The organism is Pseudoalteromonas sp. MTN2-4 (assembly GCF_042848605.1).
Taxonomy (GTDB): domain Bacteria; phylum Pseudomonadota; class Gammaproteobacteria; order Enterobacterales; family Alteromonadaceae; genus Pseudoalteromonas.
This window is the reverse complement of sequence record NZ_BTGK01000004.1, coordinates 61,585-78,697: the sequence shown is the minus strand read 5'-3', so window position 1 is coordinate 78,697 and position 17,113 is coordinate 61,585. Positions and strand designations below refer to the sequence as shown.

The window sequence follows — 17,113 nt, the reverse complement described above, 5'->3', positions numbered from 1 at the left end:
AAAGAGAGTGCAAGCTTTGTGTAACAATTAATAACAATTACAAACACAAAGCTCTAATTAATTGAAGATGGGCCGTTGTAAAAAGTTTATAAAACTAAGACCTAGCAGCCTGCTTCGCTGCGCGCTCTTCTTGCCAACCATAAAATAATAGCATTCCTGCTCCGGCTAAAATAAACATATCGGCAATGTTAAAAACCCCTGTACGTAAGTTACCGATACCCACATTTAAGAAATCAATAACACCTCCATCATTTAATACTCTATCTAGCCAATTACTAGCACCACCAGAGACAATCAGCGCCCAAGCAACCGCCATTGGGTTTGTCAGTTTCTTATCTCTTAATACGTAAATAATAATACCCAACAGAAAAGCCCCGACCACACCAATGAAAGCGACCTTTCTCATTGATTCAGGCATTGCACCGCCCAAACTCAAAAAAGCGCCATGATTCTCAGCATAACCAATTCGAAACACATCATTAAAATAACTCGCCATTGGCCAAGGTTCTAGAGAATTAGCAGCCCAGAGCTTAGAAAGCTGATCAAAAATCAACGTTAGTAGTATCACCACAATAAAAACTGTTTTAGGGGTGTTTTTTGTAAACATAAGTACGACCGAAATAAATATTTACCAAAATTTATTGCAAAGTATCTGAGTAATAAATGAATGGCAATCATCTTGGGTTAAATGGCAAAACCAAACAAAAACATGCGCCGCCCAAACCTTGGTGTTTTTCAATAACAGTTAATTCACCGCCATGTAAATGTGCTATTGATCGCGCTATTGCTAAACCTAGGCCGCATCCGCCAGAATCTCTTGATCGACTAGGATCAAGGCGTGTAAATGGTTCAAAAATGCGGGTTATTCTACCCGGCGGGATCCCAATACCATCATCTTCAACAATACAGTGAATTGAGTCGCTCTCTAACGTTAGACTGATTTCACACTTACTTTTCGCAAACCTACCAGCATTACGCAGTATATTAATGAATAATCTAGTTAATAAATGTGTATCAACCTCAGCTTCTATTTGACTGTCTTTTACCTCAAACTGAATGCTCGGATAAAAAACCTCAATTTGTTTTAGTGCTTGCCTTATTAGCTCAGTAAGTACACAAGGCTCTCTATTTAGCACTGTTGAGCCATCTTTTAAACGAGCATAAGAAAGCAGCTCTTTTACTAAGTCATCTAGCCCCTGCAATGCCTTTTGCATTGATTGGGTTAAGTCTTGTCTATCTTGCTCTTGAGCGTCTTCTAACATATCTAGTGCAAACTGAATTCGTGCCATGGGGCTTCGGAATTCATGAGCAACACCATGCAGAAGGTCTCTTTGTAAGTTTAATTGAGTTTGATTTTGCGAACTAATATCGGATAAATAATGTTTTATTTGAATAATTTGCTCGTCAATTGACCTTGAACGAGGACTGCTTTTCTCATTAATTTTTGAAATGTTTTTTTCCAAACGCTTTTGCTCAGACCAACAATAAAACGTAAATAAAGCCAATGCGCCGAGATTCAATACACTAGATACTAGCCATAAAAGCCAATCAGAGAGCCAGTTCGTTACACTATCAAAATACACATTTTCAAGCATCACCAATTGCTGCTCATCAAGAATATAAAACACACTGGATGTCGATAAGTCTATAAAACTCTTTTGACCATCCAAAAGCGCCCTGGAAAACAAGTCTTGCTCATACGATGCAAAATTTTTAGCCAAAATTATATAAGCATCAGCCCCATGACGTTCACTGGCTTTAAGCGCTTCACGCTCCCAATGTGTCGCAGGTCTGCTAGTAAAGGCTGTTTCAAGTTCGCTGGCTAATTTATAAAGGTGTGCTTCCCATTCATCGATGGCCTTTTCAACCAGAGCGGGTTGAGCATAGTGGTAGGTGACATGCGCTGACACTAAATTACATAGAAGCAAAAAAAGAGCGCCAACAACGATTTTCTTAAGATTAAGTTGCAAGTAAGTACCCTTTATTTCTGACCGTAGTCAATAGTTTAGGCTGTTTAGGATCATCCCCTAACTTTTTCCTGAGCCGAGATACTCTCAAATCTATAGAACGATCCATTGGGTCATAATCAAGCTTAAAAATGCGTTTATGCAGCTTTTCTCGGGAGAAAATCTCACCAGGTGAACTTGCTAAAATCACCAGTAAATCAAATTCAGCACTCGATAAATCTATATCTTGAGATAAGTATTTAACACGTCGATTAGGTAAATCTATCTGCAACTCACCATGGCAAGACACTATGCTTGTTTGTTGCTGTTCAATTAGACTTGATTGTCTTCTCAACTGGGCTCGAATATGTGCCAGAAGCACCCTAGGTTTAATTGGTTTACATAAATAATCATCAGCACCAACTTCTAGACCAGTCACTTCATCTATGTCATCAATTAAAGCGGTGAGCATAATGATGGGCCCAGTGAAGCTTGGTCTGATAGCTTTACATATTGTAAGCCCATCTGTGCCTGGTAACATTAAGTCAAGAATGATTAAATCTGGCTGCTCAGAGTCTATACCTTTGATTGCATCACTTCCATTATTGATAACACTAACTTTATAACCATTTTGAGTTAAAAATTGGCTAACTAAGTCGGTCAGCTCAATATCATCATCAATTATTAAAATTGAATGCACGTCTGTATGCCCTGCTTTGATACATTTTTCATCTAACATAAGTGTATCATTCAACAGTATCTATTGAATCAGTCGCTGAATTTAAACAGTGCTTTAACATAGCTTGGTTAAACGATTTTGCGAAAGCATAAGCATCTCTGCGCTTTTGTTTATCTTCTGTGCTCTTAATAATGTCTGTGCTGTTGTCGACGTAGCGCACTCCACACATTTTCTTTAATTTCGCAGTGTCTTCTTGCTCTAAGCCCGGAAAAACTAGACGCCTGCTTGCCAAGGCAAGCAATCTATAGTCATTTCTTTCTACTGCCTGTTCTATTTGTTTTGTCATTTCATGCTGACTGGTTTGCTGGGCACTGGCCTGAGTAGGTTGTGCAGTATATGCACAACCTACTAAGCACCCAGCTAATAAAGCGATACTGGTGAGCTTTATCATTATTATTTCCTCACTCTTCTTAAGAATAATGCAGAAAGTCCTAGCAACGACCATAAGCCGAATGTTCCAGAACCACCATCATCATTACTTGGCTCAGGCGTTGGAGGCGTTACTGGCGTCGGATCCTCTTTCACTGTAACTTCTACCTGTGCGGTGCTTGTACCACCACTACCATCTGATACAGTGTAATTAAATGTTTCTTTCCCTGAAAAACCGCTTGCTGCTGAATAGACAAGCTTGCCCTCTTTAATCTCGACTGTGCCTTGTCCTTGGTAATCAACACTCTCAACGACCAATGTATCTAAATCTTTATCTGAATCATTGCTAAGTACATCCAATGTCACTTCACTGGCTTCAAAGTCCACTTCAAAAGTGTCATTTTGCGCAACAGGTGCATCATTAACCGCTGCAACTGTAATTGTTAGCTGGAATACTTCACTGGTAAGCTCACCTCTAGATGCGGTAACCGGCACTTTAAGCGAGCCATTAAAATCAGCAGTGGGCGTGATGGTTAAGCTGTCCAGTGCATAATTTTCACCAGGCTGCAGGGTGAGCTTATCAACTGGCTTTGCTGTTGCATAAGTTAAATCAGAAGTTTTTAACGTGATGCTACTATCTTCATTCACTGATAACGCGACTTGACCCGTAATTTGTGGAGCGACTTCAGTGATTGGGCCTTCTCCAACCTCAATAGCAAAATTGCCAGAATTAACCGCAAAGAAGATATTGTCGCTACACATCACTTTTATACGCGCTTGAGTTGTTGTTATATTATCGAGTTGAACATTGAATTGACCATTGTTTGCAACGCCTTGCGCCAAGGTAGTTGTAAAGCTTTGTCCGGCATCATCCGAAAGTAGAATATCCACTTTTTCACAAGAGACCGGTGCGTTTTCAGTACCCGCTGTATGCCAAGTAACAACTTGTTCATTATCACGCCAATTACTTGATTGGTCAGGTAGCGTGACAGAAAAACCTTGCTCAACTTCAACTACATTAACTTGCATTGTGTCATCACTAACACCGCCCTGGCCATCGCGAACAACTAAACGAAAATCTAGCGCACGCGTTGTGGTTGCATACGCTTCGCCGTAACTCAGTTCACCTTTTAAGAGGTCGCTCATCTGAGGCACAACACGGGTTGGCTCTGAACTTGGATTAAACGTTCTAAACAAGGGTCGCTTACCATCATCAACACTGTCTTGTTGTTTATCAGCAGATGCAGGCCCTAAGTTAAACTGTTGCCAGCTATAATTGAGCGTGTCCCCATCGCTATCTTGGGCTGAACCTACTAATTTAAACGCAGTTTTAGCCGGTATAGTATAGTTTTGACCTGCTTCAACTGAAGGTTTTGCATTCGTTCGTTGTTTATGAACACCACACGTATTACCCGCCCCTAATCGACTGTAGTTATTCATTTGATCTAATGAACGAATATGAAAATAAGGATCTGAGTTAGCTTGTAAATCTTGCTCATCACAAATGCCTGTGTAGCCCATGATGGTAGAACCACTGCCTGGTTCATAGGCACTGTGATCTACTCGGTTTCCATCACACGCCCCAGCTAAACCATTATAGGTGTGATCTGCACCTAGCTGATGCCCGATTTCATGGGCGACATAATCAATATGAAATGCGTCGTTGGTAGGCGCTTCACTGCCTGTTACACCTTCAGCTTTGAACTCAGTACACACCACTTCAAACCCAGCTAAACCGCCGCCGCCAGTTCCTACTAGGTGGCCTATGTCATAGCTGTCTTGTGAAATTAAGCCATTAATTTGCTCTGTGAGAATATCGATATCTTCATCGGTATTTGCAAATGGGTCGGTTTCAGGGTCTAAAAAAATCAGTTTGTCATTGTCACTCACTATCTCAAAACTCATGGCTAGATCTCGCTCATATACATCATTGAGACGATTCACCATGGTCACGATAGCCGCCATCACTTTTTCTTTTGTGCCACCGTGAAATTGGCTGTATTCCCCTGTAGTAGTAAACGCAATACGGTAAGTGATATGTGTATTTGGTAAAGCACTATCTTCCGCCTGAGTTTCGCTCGATTGTATTTGTTCACGCTTTAACTGACTGCTTTGTAAGCGCTTAATCGGAGCACCTTGCTTAATTAGTTTAGATATATGCAGTGCTTTAGCTTCGTAGCTGCGATAAACATGTTCTGACTGCTCTGGATCTATAAATACCCGTGATTGCCCTTGATTAAAAACTCCAAAGAAGCCTTTTGGTCCAATATCGAAACGGCCTGTGTTAGCTGGGTTATCAACTTGAAAACCCACAAAGGTTTTTATGTCTGGAAACTTTTCCGCCAAAGTATCAGACATGACTTTATTGGGTTTCAGTCTAAATAACACAAACTCACCACTGGGTAAGGGCAACTCAACATCCACCTCTTGGCTTGGCGCCATGAGCTTTGCTTGTAATTGACTGCTTGCAAGATGATACCGAGCAAGCTGTTTAAGCTCTGAACTGCGGTTTTGTGTGGTTTGCTGCCATAACTCACTCGCCTGAGCGGGTAAATAAATAATTTGGCTTAGTACTACTGCTAACAAAGTTTTTTTCATTGTGTTGTCTTCCCATTGATGAGTCAAAACCACTGTATCGATATTAAACCACCTTTTGGGTATCCGTTTGTGATTCATTTGTATCAAGCTTGATACAAATATGCGCAATTGCAATTTTTGCATTTGGCTAGCTCCTTGCACTTTTCTACTTTGGCAAGCGCTTATCCATTTTTTTGGCACTAAAAGCCTAAACGATGTTAATAAGACGTTTTCTTAATAGGTGTAATAAATTGTAATCACTATTCGCTTGATTTCCCCGATTTAAGGCCCGTCTTTTCCAGTACTTTGCCAATTACACACTACTTTCACCACAAAAATGCTGATAAAGGATTTTATTTAACACCGATTTTTATTGTTTTTTTTGGGATAAATGAAATAGAAGCGTGTGGTGGCTAACCAACCGGAGAAATAAAATGGAAATTCGCTCACAAGTGAAAAGGAACTCTTTAGATGTAGCGCTTTTGTTCAATAATTCAATTGCACAGCTACTAGACAATAAATTTAATCACTTAACACGTTGTGACTTTGTGGTTGAATATCAAACCAGTCATGCTGTTTCACATTTTTGGCCTAAATCGGCGCAGTTTGAAAAGCCCATTTCAAAAATCCCCATTAATTATCAAAGAAAACAGCTTGGTACATTACATTTACTTGTTGAAGTAAAGCAGGGTTCAAGCGAAGAGCTTGCATTTAAACAATTTGCAAACCAGCTCGGATTGATGCTTGCGAGGCTCAGAGTCGCACAACTGAGTGACGAAAAATTTGGCCAAAGCTTTGCGCTCCAAGGCTATAGCGCAGAGATAAACAAACTTGAAAGACTCATAGAAAAGTGTGCCAACACCTTATTCCCCCTCGTCTTAAATGCCCCACCAGGAAGTGAAACGCTCGCAACAGCGATTAGCATTCATATGTTAAGTGATAAAAAAGCAGGCCCTTTTGTTGAGCTTGATTGCACATCTATTGACGCACATAACTTTGAAAGTAAATTAAAACAAGCATTCGAACAGGCGCAAAATGGCTCTTTGTTAATCGCCAATGTCAGCCATTTGCCGATGTCGCAACAAACTCAGCTCAATGCCCTGCTGACTAATCAATATAGCCTAAGACAAAACACGTCTCAGCCCAGGTTACTTTCTAGTAGTGAACACAATTTATATGCTCGGGTTAATCAGGGGTTATTTTCTCGCAGCCTGTTTGAAAAACTAAGCTTTCTTGAGCTACCAATCCCAAGTATAAAAGACAGAAAAACTGACTTACCTTTACTCATCAATACCTTATTTGACTACCATAAGATCAGTGCCAAGCAAAGCCTTGCAAAAGATTGCTTTGATTTACTCAGCCAGTACGATTGGCCTGGCAATATGATGCAATTAGAGCAAACTCTGGTTAAGCTAATCGCCCTTTCGTATCAAGACGATATCAGCTCAGAGGTACTTAAACAGACACTGCCTGAATTTAGTCAACAACTAGAAAATAGTGCGGGCCAAATGTTAGGAGAACACCGAAAATCTATCGTCACTATATTGTTTAAAAAACAAGTTGCTGAACAAAGAGCGTTACACCCAAGTTTGCTGAAAGCATTAATTTATATGCAGAACAATTGGCAACAAGAGATCACGTTAACAGGCCTTGCTAATCAGGCATTTGTCAGCCCCTCTCATCTGTCTTACTTATTTAAAAACACATTAAACAAAAGTTTTAAGCAAATTTTGGCTGAACTAAGAATAGAACACGCCAAAGCCATGATAGCCCAGGACCCTAACATTCGTATTACTGATTTATGTTTAGAGGTTGGGTTTGGCGACTTAAGCCACTTCGAAAAAATCTTCCGACGTTATACCGGTATGTCACCTCGCGACTATAAAAAACAATACAAACCATACCGAATCTAGACAAGCCGATATTCGCGGCAATTGTTAGCACAATTGCCCGATTAACAAAACGTTGCAACCCCTAATATGACCTTATCGAAACAAGCACGGATAACTGTGATGGAAGACCTAAGCACAAAAATACATGACTTAGTTAATCAGCAATCGCCTCAAGTTTCTCGTGCCATGTTAGTGCAAGCAACAGCGCAAGCACTAGGTAATGCAGCACACAATGCCACTTACTCTCAACAGCAACACAATGTGCTGATCAAAACTAATACTGCCATTGGAGCGAATTTAATTCTCTCTCTTGGCGCTAAGTATGCGAAAGCATAAGAGCTCAAACCGCTTGGAATGAGCACAATATTAACATGAAGAAGGAAACAAACTATGGCAGCAGCAGCTGGTGGTGCAGCAACACCACTTCAAGTAAATGGCCAAGTCACTGACTCAGTAACGCAAGTGAACACTAGTGTAGTTGGTGAAACACCTGCGATGGCAATGGGTAACGTGCATATGGCTACCAGTCAAGCATTAGGCACAGCAGCATTAAATGCAACAACAGGTAACCAACAGGCTTCAATCACGATGCAAGCAGCGACAGTACAAGGTGTGAATTCACTAATGTCGATTGGTAGCTCAGTGATCGGCCGCGGTACCGCAGAGATTTTATCTTAATTGAGCGGTTTTGCTTGGCAAAACTTCTCTCTTAACTTTACGACTTAACAGTCAAAATTAACTTAAAGAAAGGAAATTATCATGACAGCAACAGTTAATGGTGCAATCACTGATTCAGTAACTCAAGTAAACACTAAAGTTGTAGGCGAAACGCCAGCAATGGCGATGGGCAACCTATTAATGTCAACAAGCCAAGCATTAAGTAATGCTGCGCACAATGCAACATCAGCTCAGCAACAAGCGCAAATTACAATGCAAGCTGCAACTGTACAAGGTGTTAACTCACTAATGTCAATTGGTGGCTCTGTAGTAGGTCGAAGCGCTGAAGGCATCATCGAAAAAGGCTAATCGCGCTCAGCGCCATACAATTTGTATGGCGCTTTTTAATTCTTAATTTTATTTATTCTTAATAAGGACCGATTCGGTCATAGGAGAAAATCATGGCAGATGCACTAACAGTAAACCCGCAAGTTACTGATTCAGTTACGCAAGTAAACACTAAAGTGGTAGGTGAAACACCAGCAATGGCAATGGGTAACCTACTCATGTCAACAAGCCAAGCATTAGGTAACGCTGCGCACAATGCAACTGCGGCACAACAACAAGCTGCAATCACAATGCAAGCTGCAACTGTGCAAGGTGTTAATTCATTGATGTCTATTGGTAGCTCAGTGATTGGCCGCAGTGCTGAAAGCATTATTGAGCCAGGCGCTTAATCGCTTTTTCTGATGCCTTCAGGCCCTTACTTGCCTTGCAACTAAGGGCTTTTTTGCAGGAGTAAAATATGAGTAATCTAAACCAAGCACCTGAGGCAGGTGAGTCTGCAGTTAATAGCGCACAACAGTCAATCGCCCAATCTACCGCCTTGGCAATGGCAGATGCAACTGACAATTTACGTAACCTCAATACCTTAAGTACAACTGCAATTGGTGTCGCGTTATCACAATTTCTAGAAACGGGTGATAGCAAATATGTTGAAGCTATTTCAACGGCACAATCTATTGTCTCTCAAGGTGCTGAAAACTTCAGTGTGGTGGGCGAAAAAATTGCCACTGTGTTACACGAGACCGCCGAATAACACCTATGGGGATGAGTTTTATTACCTTAATCATCCCCGTATTTTCAGTAAAAAGCCCCGATTTTGCTCAAAGAAAATACGTTAACCTGTACTTAATTTCAAACTAACACCAATACGCTTAACTAAGTTGTCTATTTTGAGGCAAGAAAACCTTGTTGGTAGCAAGGCAAATATTTCGTTGTTTAGTTGTTCTAAATGAGAAATCTTTAACGCAGCTATCATCAGGTTTAATCCCTCGAAAATGATTAAGTGTTATTGCGCATTGGTATAATCTACGCAGTTTTTGCGTGCTTAAAGCAAGGACAAAGCAATGAGTGACGAACAAAATAATACAAATCAAGTACCTGAAGACAACCACCCATTTTCACAGCAGCCAACCAGTATGGTTGAAGCGACCCTCGCTGAAACATTGGGTTTGTCGATGCATAATGCGATCACCAACCAACAAAGTGCACAAATGACCACTTCTGCGTCGATCACCAATGCCTGTGCTCGATTATTGCAAACACCGACTCATTTACCAGCGTCTACTCAACAAACTCATGCTGCGCCCAAAGTTCCTCCAGCTCCCTTACAGCTTGAGCAAGATGCAGATATTGAAGATGTAGAGCCTGAAGAGGAAGTAACGCCCTCGCCTCCACAAAAAAAGCGCTTCAACTTGTTTAACTTTTTAGGCAAAAAACCCAAAGAGTCAACTGACGATGAATAGTACCGAAACAATTCAAGCTCATTGTGCTGAGCAATTAGCACAAATTACTGCGCTCACAAAAAGCAAGCAGCAAGAGGTCAATGCGCTCCTGCAAGGCAATCAAAAAGTGTTAAACGAGCACCAACCTTTTGAAGAAGCGAGCAAAATTTCTAAACACGTTGACGCCATGCTGAATGACGTTGACAAAACACTCACTCAAGCCATGTCAGCACTCAGTGAACAACTTGGTGTGCCGACAGCGCAAGAAGACAATCAAACGGAATAAGGACTCATTATGGCCGACAAACAACTCAATAAAGTCAATGAACAGATCACAGACTCTATTACTCAAGTAAATACCAAAGTACTGGCAGATACCCCAGCGATGGCGATGGGTAATTTCTACACAGCGCTCGGTTTATCACTGTCAAACGCAGGTAATAATGCCACCAGCGCACAGCAAAATGCCAATATCATGGCACAAGCTGCAACCGTGCAGGGTGTTAATGCATTGGGTGCAATTGGCAGTGCGGTACTGGGTCGTACCACTGAAGAGTTAATTGAGAAAGGCTAACTCAATTTTTTAATACCAATCCTTTTAATTAAGTGATCTATTTTGAGGCAAGGAAAATTGTCGATAGCACCGCTCACGCGTCCTGCTATCGCTGAGGTACCTACATCCATGTAGGCAAGGCTAAAATTTTGCTATTTAGTTGTTCTAAAAAGAAATTTTTAACGAAGCTAGCGTCAGTTTTAGTCCCTCAAAATGATTAAGTATTAATGAGGATTGGTATAACATGTTTGGGGGCTAGATTAGCTCCCATTGTTATCTAGGAGTAAGTATGTCTGATAGCAACGAAAAAACCATTTCTGACATCATCACACAACTGTCTGACTCAAGCCTCGCAGACACCGTGGGCTTAATGATGCAAAATGCCGTGACTATTCAGCAAAGTTCGCAAACTGTGAGTACGGCTTCTGTCAGTACTTCATGCGCCATGATCTTATCGCAGGGTTAATCTCGCACTATCATGTCGGATGTCAATGCGCGCAAAAAAGCTGAACAAGCCGTAGCCCAGTCTACGGCAATTGCCGTACAAGACGCGACCGATAATTTAAGAAACCTCAGCACCATTACTACTACTGCCATTGGTGTGGCGTTATCACAGCTACTGGCTACGGGCGACCCTAAGTATTCAAAGGTCATTGAAGAGGCGCAAAAAGTGCTCGAAAAAGGCACCGAGCAATTTGCCAATATAGGTAAAGAATCGGCAAAGATCCTCGAACAATTTAAGCCTTAGCCTGTACTTTCCTATGTTTTTCTTTGAGATATAAATACAGTGGCAAACCGCACGCTACACCAACAGTCAAGGTCGCGATTATCGCAAACGCAGCACCTCTAACTTGATGCTTTTTACTATCTGTTACGATGAAGCAAATAAGTGCCACTGCGGCTATAACCACATCTAACCATGCTAACACGCTAATATTGTTTGCTGTGATTGCTTGCCAAAGTAATTTTAGGTTTAAGCCGTTATCAAATAACCAAGGTAATAAGGCCCCATACGGGAGTACCGCGCCTAAAATAGCGAGTAGTAAATAAATTTTTGCCATATTTTCGAATTCCTTTTCAATAAATTACTTAATTAACCCGAACTTTGGTTAAGAGATTTACTAGCGTATTGATATTTAAATGATAAGTGATTATTCAAGTCTGCAGCCGGAGACTTTTAGCGATAACAAGGCGAATTTACGCGTCAATAGCTAGCCTATTGCAAGTAAATTCAACGCAGTTAACGTTGAAAGTAGCCGCTGGAGATACATTTATTATCCGGGAATCAGGTTAATTAGTAAACAAATCAAATACATTACCTAATGTACTTGTACTGCTTTTATAAAACTCTGTATAAGTACAGTGCACACAGGTCACAGCTGTGAATTTTCGATTTTGCATATCGAAGATTTTTGACCAGCCACTGCCCGTTGTTGCAATGGTATCTGTTTCATAATCTCGACAATCACATTTAGGGCACTTCCAACCGTTAGACATAACCGCTCCTTTTTAAAATTACTTAAATATACACATCATTTTGTGCGGTCAGTTCACCGCCTGCTTCACCCGTATTTACAACACCTTTTGGCTCAACAATCATTACTTTACACTCACATTCAGCAAATGGCTTATGTTCCTCGCCCTTAGCTACAACACACATTTCTCCGGTTTTCAAATGAACGCTTCGGTCTCGAAACTCAATACCCATCTCGCCTTCGATGACAATAAAGACCTCATCTGTGTCTTTATGATCGTGCCAGGTAAACTCACCTTGAATTTTAACCAGTTTAAACTGGTAGTCGTTCATCTCTGCGATCACTCTCGGCGACCAATGCTCATTGAATTTAGCAAACTTGTCTGCAAAATTAATCTGATCTTGTTTCATCTTTCCCCCTGTTATCTCAAGTTCTATCAACCAAGCTAAAGCATTTTTATTTAAGACCCAAAGATTTAAATTGAATATCACCAACAAAATTGTAATGAATTATTTTGCCATTTTGTTAGTCAGTTCTGATAGTGACTTCTGATAGGCCAGAGGTGTTATGCCAAACCACTTTTTACATGCATGGGTAAATGAAGATTGTTCCACAAAGCCAAGCTCATAGGCCGTTTGTGCAATGGTATTATTTTTAAGTAACTTATCTATCCGAGATTTACGTTCAGCCTCTAGCATGAGCGAAAAACTCACTTTCTCCGCTTTTAACTTTCTTTGTAATGAACGTGCACTCATAAAAAGTGCTTCGGCGATACGTTTTTGGTCGCACCCCTGTAAGTTACTTGTAGCACTGAGTAAAGTAGCGACTTGCTGTTTAATATTACTGTTTCGAATAGTTTGAGAAAGCTCAGATTGAGTGAGCTTACTCTGTGAAAGCTCTGTTTCAGAAAGTTTAACCAAAGCCAAAAACATAGCCTTATTTTCAGAGGTAAATGGCAGTGCAAGCAGAGTTTTATCAAAGCTGATGCGGTTTTCATTCGTCTTTGTTATGACCTTGCAATTAAACCAAACTTTAAGTTGTTTAACCTCTTGTGCTGACAAATCAAAGCTGAATGTCACTTGATGCGGAGAAAGCGTTTCTCCGAGAATTTTTCTCACCGTCGCAATCCATGCTGTGGTATTTCGAAGCACCATCTGTTTGCAATCGATGCTAAGCGGCCGCCAATCTAAGTGCGCAAATGTGTCAGTAGCACTTAGCTGAGTTTGCCCAATATCAGCGACCAGCGCATCAAACCGCATGAGAACATCTATGGCTTGTGCAAGATTTTCACAGCTTTCGACCAAATAGCCCAGTACACCGTAATCTCTTGCTTGAATGTGCTTTCCCAATTCAAACCCAAACAAGCTAAGCTCTGTGCGCTCTGCACCAAAGTTAAGCAGATCAACATAGGTTTGCATGGCAATGCGCTCAGATGTGAGCTGTGTGATATCGTATTTTATTTCTGTTGTAGCAATGCCCTGCTCATTCAAAAAAGCCAAGACACTATGTAAATATGCATTTGAAACTGACGCCATAACAACCCTGTCGCAAAATAACAAAACTATGTCGTATTAGCGCAAGAACCTCACTTATTGTCAAATTATGCTGTTAAAAAGCCCAAACGTGACTCAATTATGTTAGAAGTTAAATATCAAAAACTGATTGCTTGTAGCACTGATACTTTGCTAAATGCCCTGCTTGACCACAGCAATCTTGACCGTTTTTGTAATGCCAAATTCAAAGAACTTAAGCCTGCCAACAAAGATGAAATAACAGGTGGCAAGGGATGTATTCGGCAGGTATCAATATTGGGTATCAGTTTTGAAGAGCAAATTACTCAAGCTGACCAAACTGGGATTTGTTATAAGGTGCTCAATGATTTTCCTGTTCGCCAGCACCGTGGTGAAATTCTCTTTCAAAAAGCCGGCGAACACACTCAAGTTTCGTATCGAATTCAATGTCAAAGTCCTTGGTATATTCCCAAATTTGCGCTCAAAGCCATCCTTCAAAAAGACATTCAACAATGCCTAAATAGACTTGGAGATATGTATGATCCCCGTTGAACTGATTTTACTTGGTCTCAGTCCTATTTTCTTATTATGTGTCGCTGTTGAGTTCTATAAAGCAAGGCAGTATTACAACATAAAAGACAGCTTAAACAACGCTATGCTCGCGCTGTTGCATCAAGGTAGTGATGCCATCGCACTCATATTATTGATGCCATTTTTTAATTGGTTACATCAATTTGCTTTGTTTGATATTCCATTTTCAATTGGCAGTTTATTAGTCGGCTTTTTACTACAAGATTTTTTGTATTATTGGTTTCATCGTGCGTCTCATAATATCCACTGGTTTTGGCTTGCCCATGTGGTCCACCACAGCTCAAAACACATGAACTTCACAACCGCTTTTAGGCAGAGCCTTTTATATCCAATTGTTGGCATGTGGCTGTTTTGGCTGCCCATGATTTTACTGGGCTTTGCGCCAGCTATAGTGATTGCCATTGTCGCCCTCAACCTCGCCTTTCAGTTTTTTGTGCATACGCAAACCATAGGCAACTTAGGTTGGCTCGAAAAGGTATTCAACACACCTACGCACCATAGAGTTCACCACGCCACTAATGCCCCTTATATTGATAAGAACTATGCCGGCGTTTTAATCATTTGGGACAAGTTATTCGGTACGTTTGTAGAAGAAGATAAAAGCCTCACAATCCGCTATGGTATTGTTGGATCGGAGCCCAATAACACGCCATGGAGTGCTAACTTTATGCAAGTTAGAATACTCTATAGGCAAGTGCTAATAGCTAAAGGTGTAAGCAAAAAACTTAAGGTACTGTTTGGCTACCCATCCCATGAATGAAATTTCAGTTCAGCGTTTTTTGCATCACTGCCACGTCAACACCTCGGTAATTAACCTGCGATTCAATCTCCCAGCCTAGTTTGGTATAAAGGCCACCATTCAAAGATTCTGTCTGCAAGTATAGATGGTTTATATTGAGTTCAATGCCATGTTTCTCTGCTTGCATAACCAATTGGGATGCGATGTGCTGCCCTCTGTAGTCAGGGTTAACATACACACCACCCAGCCAATATTCTTTGTCGGGGTAAATAGTCATTTCACGGTACTTAATTTGTACCGCGCCCACTAAGGTTTGGCCATCAACAGCCAAAATAATGAGTGGCACTTGGTCCGTGTTTAAATAATCTTGCAACTTGTCTTGAAACGATTCAACCGAGCCATCTTCAACATAGGTGCCCCATTCATCAAAATACCATTTTGCCAACAGGGGTATATGCTGAGGATGATAAGCTAAATAAGTGAATTCTATCGCCATGCTAATATCCTTATTAAACAAAGCCTTTAAGGCTCAATCACCTGAAATCAGGTTAAATAATTATTCATAATTGAAAACTACAATAACGCGTTAAAACTATTTATACCATTTACTATTGGCATATTTGAAGTGATTCAATAACTTACTGCGTATTCCCACTTCTTTTAAGCAAAAATACAAATGATCAACACAGTTATAATGCTCAATACTGTAATTTGGTGCATAGCGACTGGTGAGATGCTGATAGAGCTCGTCAATTTTAGTTTCATTTTTTGATAGTAGCAGTGGCTGCTTATAGATAACTTTCCCTTTGCGCGGAATAGACTCTCGAATATAACCGTTAAAACCAAAGCCATGCGCTGCAGCGGTTTTATGGGTTAAGTCACTTACTACCAAACACGCATGTTTACGATACAGTGGGTGCTGCTCAGGCAGCCTGAGCAGATCGGTGGCATAGGAGTGGCGGATATAAGCGGTTATTAGAAACTTGCTCATTAAATACTTTCTTAAAATTGCAAAAACAACCGTAAGCCTGAGTGCCTCGCTTGCACCCTATTACTTTGCTCATCAGGCCACTGCCATTGATTAAACACGGACACCGAGGCCATATCATGCAATGTATATTTGAGCCAGGCTTCTCCTTGATGTATTTCATTATTTTGCTGGGCTTGCTGTCTTTCAGTCGCAACACCTAAACCAAACTGCCAGTTATTCTGCGTCCATGTTGAAGCCAGACTCAAAGTTGAATGGGTCAGTGTTTGTTTAGGCTCTGGAGAAGTAATATCTTTTTGTGCTTCAGCGTCACTTTGCTGTTGCTTGGTAAGGCCTGCTCTCACCAACAAAGCAAGCTCTCCCATGCTAAATGGTTGATGATATTGTAAGGCAGAGTACATACCCGTTGCCGCTTCGGCCTGATTTTTCCAAGCACCAAGGTGTACTTCTGAGTTGTTAACGCGCCATTTCACTTCACTTGCGATAAATAGTTGGCTATTACCTTGTGTGAGTACATCAGCGTAATTACCTTGTTTATCCGCCAACCCTTCACTGCGACTCACTAATAAAGTGTACCCCACCTCATTCTCGCTGGGTTGTTTTAGGTAGCGTATGCCCAAGGTGTAATCTGGGGTGTAAACGCTGGTGTTATTCACCAAAGCTGGCAGTAAAAACTGGGTGTTTTCGTCATTGGCAATGCCATTGGTATCGACACCACCTTCGATATCTAACAAACCAATGGTCAGTTCGGTGTCTGTATTGCTATTTGGCAGTTTAGATACGCCTGAGTCTTGCCAATAAAACGTAGAAACTTGTGCTCTGCCTGCTTCATTAGCATCTTGTGTGGTCAGCACGTCGGCACTACTTTCAAATAATACAAACATAGCTTGCCCTTGCTCATCAGGCGTTTGACTGTACTCAATCCCAAACTGAATCATTTGTTGCGTATTCAGCTGCAAACCAAGGTCAATATTTGCCGAAAATAACGAGCTCGAAAACCCTTGCTTGCTGTTTTGCTGTGTTGTCCAAAGCGTTGATGCGTCAATCGTTAGAGCTTGCTTCTCTGCTTGCTCATGTGTTTGCGCATATGCTTGGCCTTGAACGAGTAACAAGGCGCCAGTAATAAACTGTTTAATGGGTTTAACCAGCTCAAATGCTTGGCCAATAATGTGATGTATTATTTTAATTTTTAAGGAAAAAAAAGATTGCCTCATAGTGTGACTCTTCTGCTAAAAAATCACACTTTAAACAAGATTAAAATCGATAAATTGGGGAAACCCTGTGACTAA

General features: G+C 40.9%; 25 protein-coding genes. 13 read left to right on the top strand and 12 right to left on the bottom strand.

Annotated elements, in window-relative coordinates; genetic code table 11:
* Positions 1 to 94: 94 nt before the first annotated feature.
* The 5 genes from lspA to ACGHEH_RS11430 all read right to left on the bottom strand — a co-directional run bounded on the left by lspA (position 95) and on the right by ACGHEH_RS11430 (position 5,652).
* Positions 95 to 607, bottom strand: coding sequence for a signal peptidase II (gene lspA / locus ACGHEH_RS11450; protein ID WP_390445369.1), 513 nt, complete (start codon positions 605 to 607; stop codon positions 95 to 97).
* A 67-nt stretch (positions 608 to 674) separates the two neighbouring features.
* Complete coding sequence (locus ACGHEH_RS11445) at positions 675 to 1,970, bottom strand: sensor histidine kinase (RefSeq protein WP_390445366.1); 1,296 nt, start codon at positions 1,968 to 1,970, stop codon at positions 675 to 677.
* Positions 1,960 to 2,685 (bottom strand): response regulator, encoded by a 726-nt coding sequence (locus ACGHEH_RS11440; protein ID WP_390445363.1) that lies wholly within the window; start codon positions 2,683 to 2,685, stop codon positions 1,960 to 1,962. Before ACGHEH_RS11440 ends, ACGHEH_RS11445 begins: the two co-directional genes overlap by 11 nt.
* A gap of 7 nt (positions 2,686 to 2,692) precedes the next feature.
* Positions 2,693 to 3,076 carry a hypothetical protein gene (locus ACGHEH_RS11435; RefSeq protein WP_390445361.1) on the bottom strand — a complete coding sequence of 128 codons (384 nt, stop codon included), beginning with the start codon at positions 3,074 to 3,076 and terminating at the stop codon, positions 2,693 to 2,695.
* 2 nt (positions 3,077 to 3,078) lie between these two features.
* Positions 3,079 to 5,652, bottom strand: a complete 2,574-nt coding sequence (locus tag ACGHEH_RS11430; protein WP_390445358.1) for a reprolysin-like metallopeptidase — start codon at positions 5,650 to 5,652, stop codon at positions 3,079 to 3,081.
* A 413-nt stretch (positions 5,653 to 6,065) separates the two neighbouring features.
* Here ACGHEH_RS11430 and ACGHEH_RS11425 point away from each other — a divergent pair, with 413 nt between their 5' ends.
* The 11 genes from ACGHEH_RS11425 (at position 6,066) to ACGHEH_RS11375 (ending at position 11,268) form a co-directional block, all read left to right on the top strand.
* Positions 6,066 to 7,544, top strand: coding sequence for a helix-turn-helix domain-containing protein (locus ACGHEH_RS11425; protein WP_390445355.1), 1,479 nt, complete (start codon positions 6,066 to 6,068; stop codon positions 7,542 to 7,544).
* 66 nt (positions 7,545 to 7,610) lie between these two features.
* Positions 7,611 to 7,859: a RebB family R body protein gene (locus ACGHEH_RS11420; protein ID WP_390445353.1), complete on the top strand. Its 249-nt coding sequence runs from the start codon at positions 7,611 to 7,613 to the stop codon at positions 7,857 to 7,859.
* 54 nt (positions 7,860 to 7,913) lie between these two features.
* Complete coding sequence (locus tag ACGHEH_RS11415; protein WP_349285822.1) at positions 7,914 to 8,201, top strand: RebB family R body protein; 288 nt, start codon at positions 7,914 to 7,916, stop codon at positions 8,199 to 8,201.
* A gap of 75 nt (positions 8,202 to 8,276) precedes the next feature.
* Positions 8,277 to 8,549, top strand: coding sequence for a RebB family R body protein (locus tag ACGHEH_RS11410; RefSeq protein ID WP_390446018.1), 273 nt, complete (start codon positions 8,277 to 8,279; stop codon positions 8,547 to 8,549).
* A 92-nt stretch (positions 8,550 to 8,641) separates the two neighbouring features.
* Positions 8,642 to 8,917 (top strand): RebB family R body protein, encoded by a 276-nt coding sequence (locus tag ACGHEH_RS11405; RefSeq protein WP_058029387.1) that lies wholly within the window; start codon positions 8,642 to 8,644, stop codon positions 8,915 to 8,917.
* A gap of 68 nt (positions 8,918 to 8,985) precedes the next feature.
* The gene (locus ACGHEH_RS11400; protein WP_058029386.1) at positions 8,986 to 9,279 is read left to right on the top strand and encodes a hypothetical protein; all 294 of its coding nucleotides are present in this window, start codon (positions 8,986 to 8,988) and stop codon (positions 9,277 to 9,279) included.
* A 310-nt stretch (positions 9,280 to 9,589) separates the two neighbouring features.
* On the top strand, positions 9,590 to 9,988 hold the full coding sequence (locus ACGHEH_RS11395; RefSeq protein ID WP_390445348.1) for a RebB family R body protein: 399 nt from the start codon (positions 9,590 to 9,592) through the stop codon (positions 9,986 to 9,988).
* Positions 9,981 to 10,253: a hypothetical protein gene (locus ACGHEH_RS11390; protein ID WP_390445346.1), complete on the top strand. Its 273-nt coding sequence runs from the start codon at positions 9,981 to 9,983 to the stop codon at positions 10,251 to 10,253. Before ACGHEH_RS11395 ends, ACGHEH_RS11390 begins: the two co-directional genes overlap by 8 nt.
* 9 nt (positions 10,254 to 10,262) lie before the next feature.
* Positions 10,263 to 10,541 carry a RebB family R body protein gene (locus ACGHEH_RS11385; RefSeq protein ID WP_058029384.1) on the top strand — a complete coding sequence of 93 codons (279 nt, stop codon included), beginning with the start codon at positions 10,263 to 10,265 and terminating at the stop codon, positions 10,539 to 10,541.
* Between the two features lie 268 nt (positions 10,542 to 10,809).
* Positions 10,810 to 10,986, top strand: coding sequence for a RebB family R body protein (locus ACGHEH_RS11380; protein WP_083496525.1), 177 nt, complete (start codon positions 10,810 to 10,812; stop codon positions 10,984 to 10,986).
* A gap of 12 nt (positions 10,987 to 10,998) precedes the next feature.
* The gene (locus ACGHEH_RS11375; protein ID WP_058029383.1) at positions 10,999 to 11,268 is read left to right on the top strand and encodes a hypothetical protein; all 270 of its coding nucleotides are present in this window, start codon (positions 10,999 to 11,001) and stop codon (positions 11,266 to 11,268) included.
* On the opposite strand, the gene ACGHEH_RS11370 is transcribed toward ACGHEH_RS11375, so the two are convergent.
* The 4 genes from ACGHEH_RS11370 to ACGHEH_RS11355 form a co-directional block, all read right to left on the bottom strand.
* Entirely contained in the window at positions 11,258 to 11,581 is a 324-nt protein-coding gene (locus tag ACGHEH_RS11370; RefSeq protein WP_390445343.1) for a DUF2834 domain-containing protein, read from the bottom strand. The two genes, ACGHEH_RS11375 and ACGHEH_RS11370, sit on opposite strands and share 11 nt — an antisense overlap.
* Positions 11,582 to 11,810: 229 nt before the next feature.
* On the bottom strand, positions 11,811 to 12,017 hold the full coding sequence (locus ACGHEH_RS11365) for a zinc ribbon domain-containing protein (RefSeq protein WP_058029381.1): 207 nt from the start codon (positions 12,015 to 12,017) through the stop codon (positions 11,811 to 11,813).
* A 22-nt stretch (positions 12,018 to 12,039) separates the two neighbouring features.
* Positions 12,040 to 12,405: a cupin domain-containing protein gene (locus tag ACGHEH_RS11360; RefSeq protein ID WP_349285815.1), complete on the bottom strand. Its 366-nt coding sequence runs from the start codon at positions 12,403 to 12,405 to the stop codon at positions 12,040 to 12,042.
* Between the two features lie 99 nt (positions 12,406 to 12,504).
* On the bottom strand, positions 12,505 to 13,530 hold the full coding sequence (locus tag ACGHEH_RS11355) for an AraC family transcriptional regulator ligand-binding domain-containing protein (protein ID WP_390445341.1): 1,026 nt from the start codon (positions 13,528 to 13,530) through the stop codon (positions 12,505 to 12,507).
* A 99-nt stretch (positions 13,531 to 13,629) separates the two neighbouring features.
* Here ACGHEH_RS11355 and ACGHEH_RS11350 point away from each other — a divergent pair, with 99 nt between their 5' ends.
* Together ACGHEH_RS11350 and ACGHEH_RS11345 are read left to right on the top strand one after the other, a co-directional pair.
* Positions 13,630 to 14,058 carry an SRPBCC family protein gene (locus tag ACGHEH_RS11350; protein ID WP_390445338.1) on the top strand — a complete coding sequence of 143 codons (429 nt, stop codon included), beginning with the start codon at positions 13,630 to 13,632 and terminating at the stop codon, positions 14,056 to 14,058.
* Entirely contained in the window at positions 14,045 to 14,857 is an 813-nt protein-coding gene (locus tag ACGHEH_RS11345) for a sterol desaturase family protein (protein WP_390445336.1), read from the top strand. Before ACGHEH_RS11350 ends, ACGHEH_RS11345 begins: the two co-directional genes overlap by 14 nt.
* A gap of 4 nt (positions 14,858 to 14,861) precedes the next feature.
* Here ACGHEH_RS11345 and ACGHEH_RS11340 read toward each other — a convergent pair whose 3' ends face one another.
* The 3 genes from ACGHEH_RS11340 to ACGHEH_RS11330 all read right to left on the bottom strand — a co-directional run bounded on the left by ACGHEH_RS11340 (position 14,862) and on the right by ACGHEH_RS11330 (position 17,038).
* A complete protein-coding gene (locus tag ACGHEH_RS11340) occupies positions 14,862 to 15,332 on the bottom strand; it encodes a GNAT family N-acetyltransferase (protein WP_390445333.1) in 471 nt (156 codons plus the stop codon).
* Between the two features lie 96 nt (positions 15,333 to 15,428).
* Positions 15,429 to 15,827 carry a hypothetical protein gene (locus ACGHEH_RS11335; protein ID WP_390445330.1) on the bottom strand — a complete coding sequence of 133 codons (399 nt, stop codon included), beginning with the start codon at positions 15,825 to 15,827 and terminating at the stop codon, positions 15,429 to 15,431.
* Between the two features lie 11 nt (positions 15,828 to 15,838).
* Positions 15,839 to 17,038 carry a hypothetical protein gene (locus ACGHEH_RS11330; RefSeq protein ID WP_390445327.1) on the bottom strand — a complete coding sequence of 400 codons (1,200 nt, stop codon included), beginning with the start codon at positions 17,036 to 17,038 and terminating at the stop codon, positions 15,839 to 15,841.
* Between the last annotated feature and the right edge of the window lie 75 nt (positions 17,039 to 17,113).

Excerpts from the sequence above, each read along its gene's own strand:
- lspA (WP_390445369.1), bottom strand. The coding sequence starts at position 607 with ATGTTTACAAAAAACACCCCTAAAACAGTTTTTATTGTGGTGATACTA.
- ACGHEH_RS11440 (WP_390445363.1), bottom strand. The coding sequence starts at position 2,685 with ATGTTAGATGAAAAATGTATCAAAGCAGGGCATACAGACGTGCATTCA.
- ACGHEH_RS11435 (WP_390445361.1), bottom strand. The coding sequence starts at position 3,076 with ATGATAAAGCTCACCAGTATCGCTTTATTAGCTGGGTGCTTAGTAGGT.
- ACGHEH_RS11430 (WP_390445358.1), bottom strand. The coding sequence starts at position 5,652 with ATGAAAAAAACTTTGTTAGCAGTAGTACTAAGCCAAATTATTTATTTA.
- ACGHEH_RS11425 (WP_390445355.1), top strand. The coding sequence starts at position 6,066 with ATGGAAATTCGCTCACAAGTGAAAAGGAACTCTTTAGATGTAGCGCTT.
- ACGHEH_RS11420 (WP_390445353.1), top strand. The coding sequence starts at position 7,611 with ATGACCTTATCGAAACAAGCACGGATAACTGTGATGGAAGACCTAAGC.
- ACGHEH_RS11415 (WP_349285822.1), top strand. The coding sequence starts at position 7,914 with ATGGCAGCAGCAGCTGGTGGTGCAGCAACACCACTTCAAGTAAATGGC.
- ACGHEH_RS11405 (WP_058029387.1), top strand. The coding sequence starts at position 8,642 with ATGGCAGATGCACTAACAGTAAACCCGCAAGTTACTGATTCAGTTACG.
- ACGHEH_RS11400 (WP_058029386.1), top strand. The coding sequence starts at position 8,986 with ATGAGTAATCTAAACCAAGCACCTGAGGCAGGTGAGTCTGCAGTTAAT.
- ACGHEH_RS11395 (WP_390445348.1), top strand. The coding sequence starts at position 9,590 with ATGAGTGACGAACAAAATAATACAAATCAAGTACCTGAAGACAACCAC.
- ACGHEH_RS11390 (WP_390445346.1), top strand. The coding sequence starts at position 9,981 with ATGAATAGTACCGAAACAATTCAAGCTCATTGTGCTGAGCAATTAGCA.
- ACGHEH_RS11385 (WP_058029384.1), top strand. The coding sequence starts at position 10,263 with ATGGCCGACAAACAACTCAATAAAGTCAATGAACAGATCACAGACTCT.
- ACGHEH_RS11380 (WP_083496525.1), top strand. The coding sequence starts at position 10,810 with ATGTCTGATAGCAACGAAAAAACCATTTCTGACATCATCACACAACTG.
- ACGHEH_RS11375 (WP_058029383.1), top strand. The coding sequence starts at position 10,999 with ATGTCGGATGTCAATGCGCGCAAAAAAGCTGAACAAGCCGTAGCCCAG.
- ACGHEH_RS11370 (WP_390445343.1), bottom strand. The coding sequence starts at position 11,581 with ATGGCAAAAATTTATTTACTACTCGCTATTTTAGGCGCGGTACTCCCG.
- ACGHEH_RS11365 (WP_058029381.1), bottom strand. The coding sequence starts at position 12,017 with ATGTCTAACGGTTGGAAGTGCCCTAAATGTGATTGTCGAGATTATGAA.
- ACGHEH_RS11360 (WP_349285815.1), bottom strand. The coding sequence starts at position 12,405 with ATGAAACAAGATCAGATTAATTTTGCAGACAAGTTTGCTAAATTCAAT.
- ACGHEH_RS11355 (WP_390445341.1), bottom strand. The coding sequence starts at position 13,530 with ATGGCGTCAGTTTCAAATGCATATTTACATAGTGTCTTGGCTTTTTTG.
- ACGHEH_RS11350 (WP_390445338.1), top strand. The coding sequence starts at position 13,630 with ATGTTAGAAGTTAAATATCAAAAACTGATTGCTTGTAGCACTGATACT.
- ACGHEH_RS11345 (WP_390445336.1), top strand. The coding sequence starts at position 14,045 with ATGATCCCCGTTGAACTGATTTTACTTGGTCTCAGTCCTATTTTCTTA.
- ACGHEH_RS11340 (WP_390445333.1), bottom strand. The coding sequence starts at position 15,332 with ATGGCGATAGAATTCACTTATTTAGCTTATCATCCTCAGCATATACCC.
- ACGHEH_RS11335 (WP_390445330.1), bottom strand. The coding sequence starts at position 15,827 with ATGAGCAAGTTTCTAATAACCGCTTATATCCGCCACTCCTATGCCACC.
- ACGHEH_RS11330 (WP_390445327.1), bottom strand. The coding sequence starts at position 17,038 with ATGAGGCAATCTTTTTTTTCCTTAAAAATTAAAATAATACATCACATT.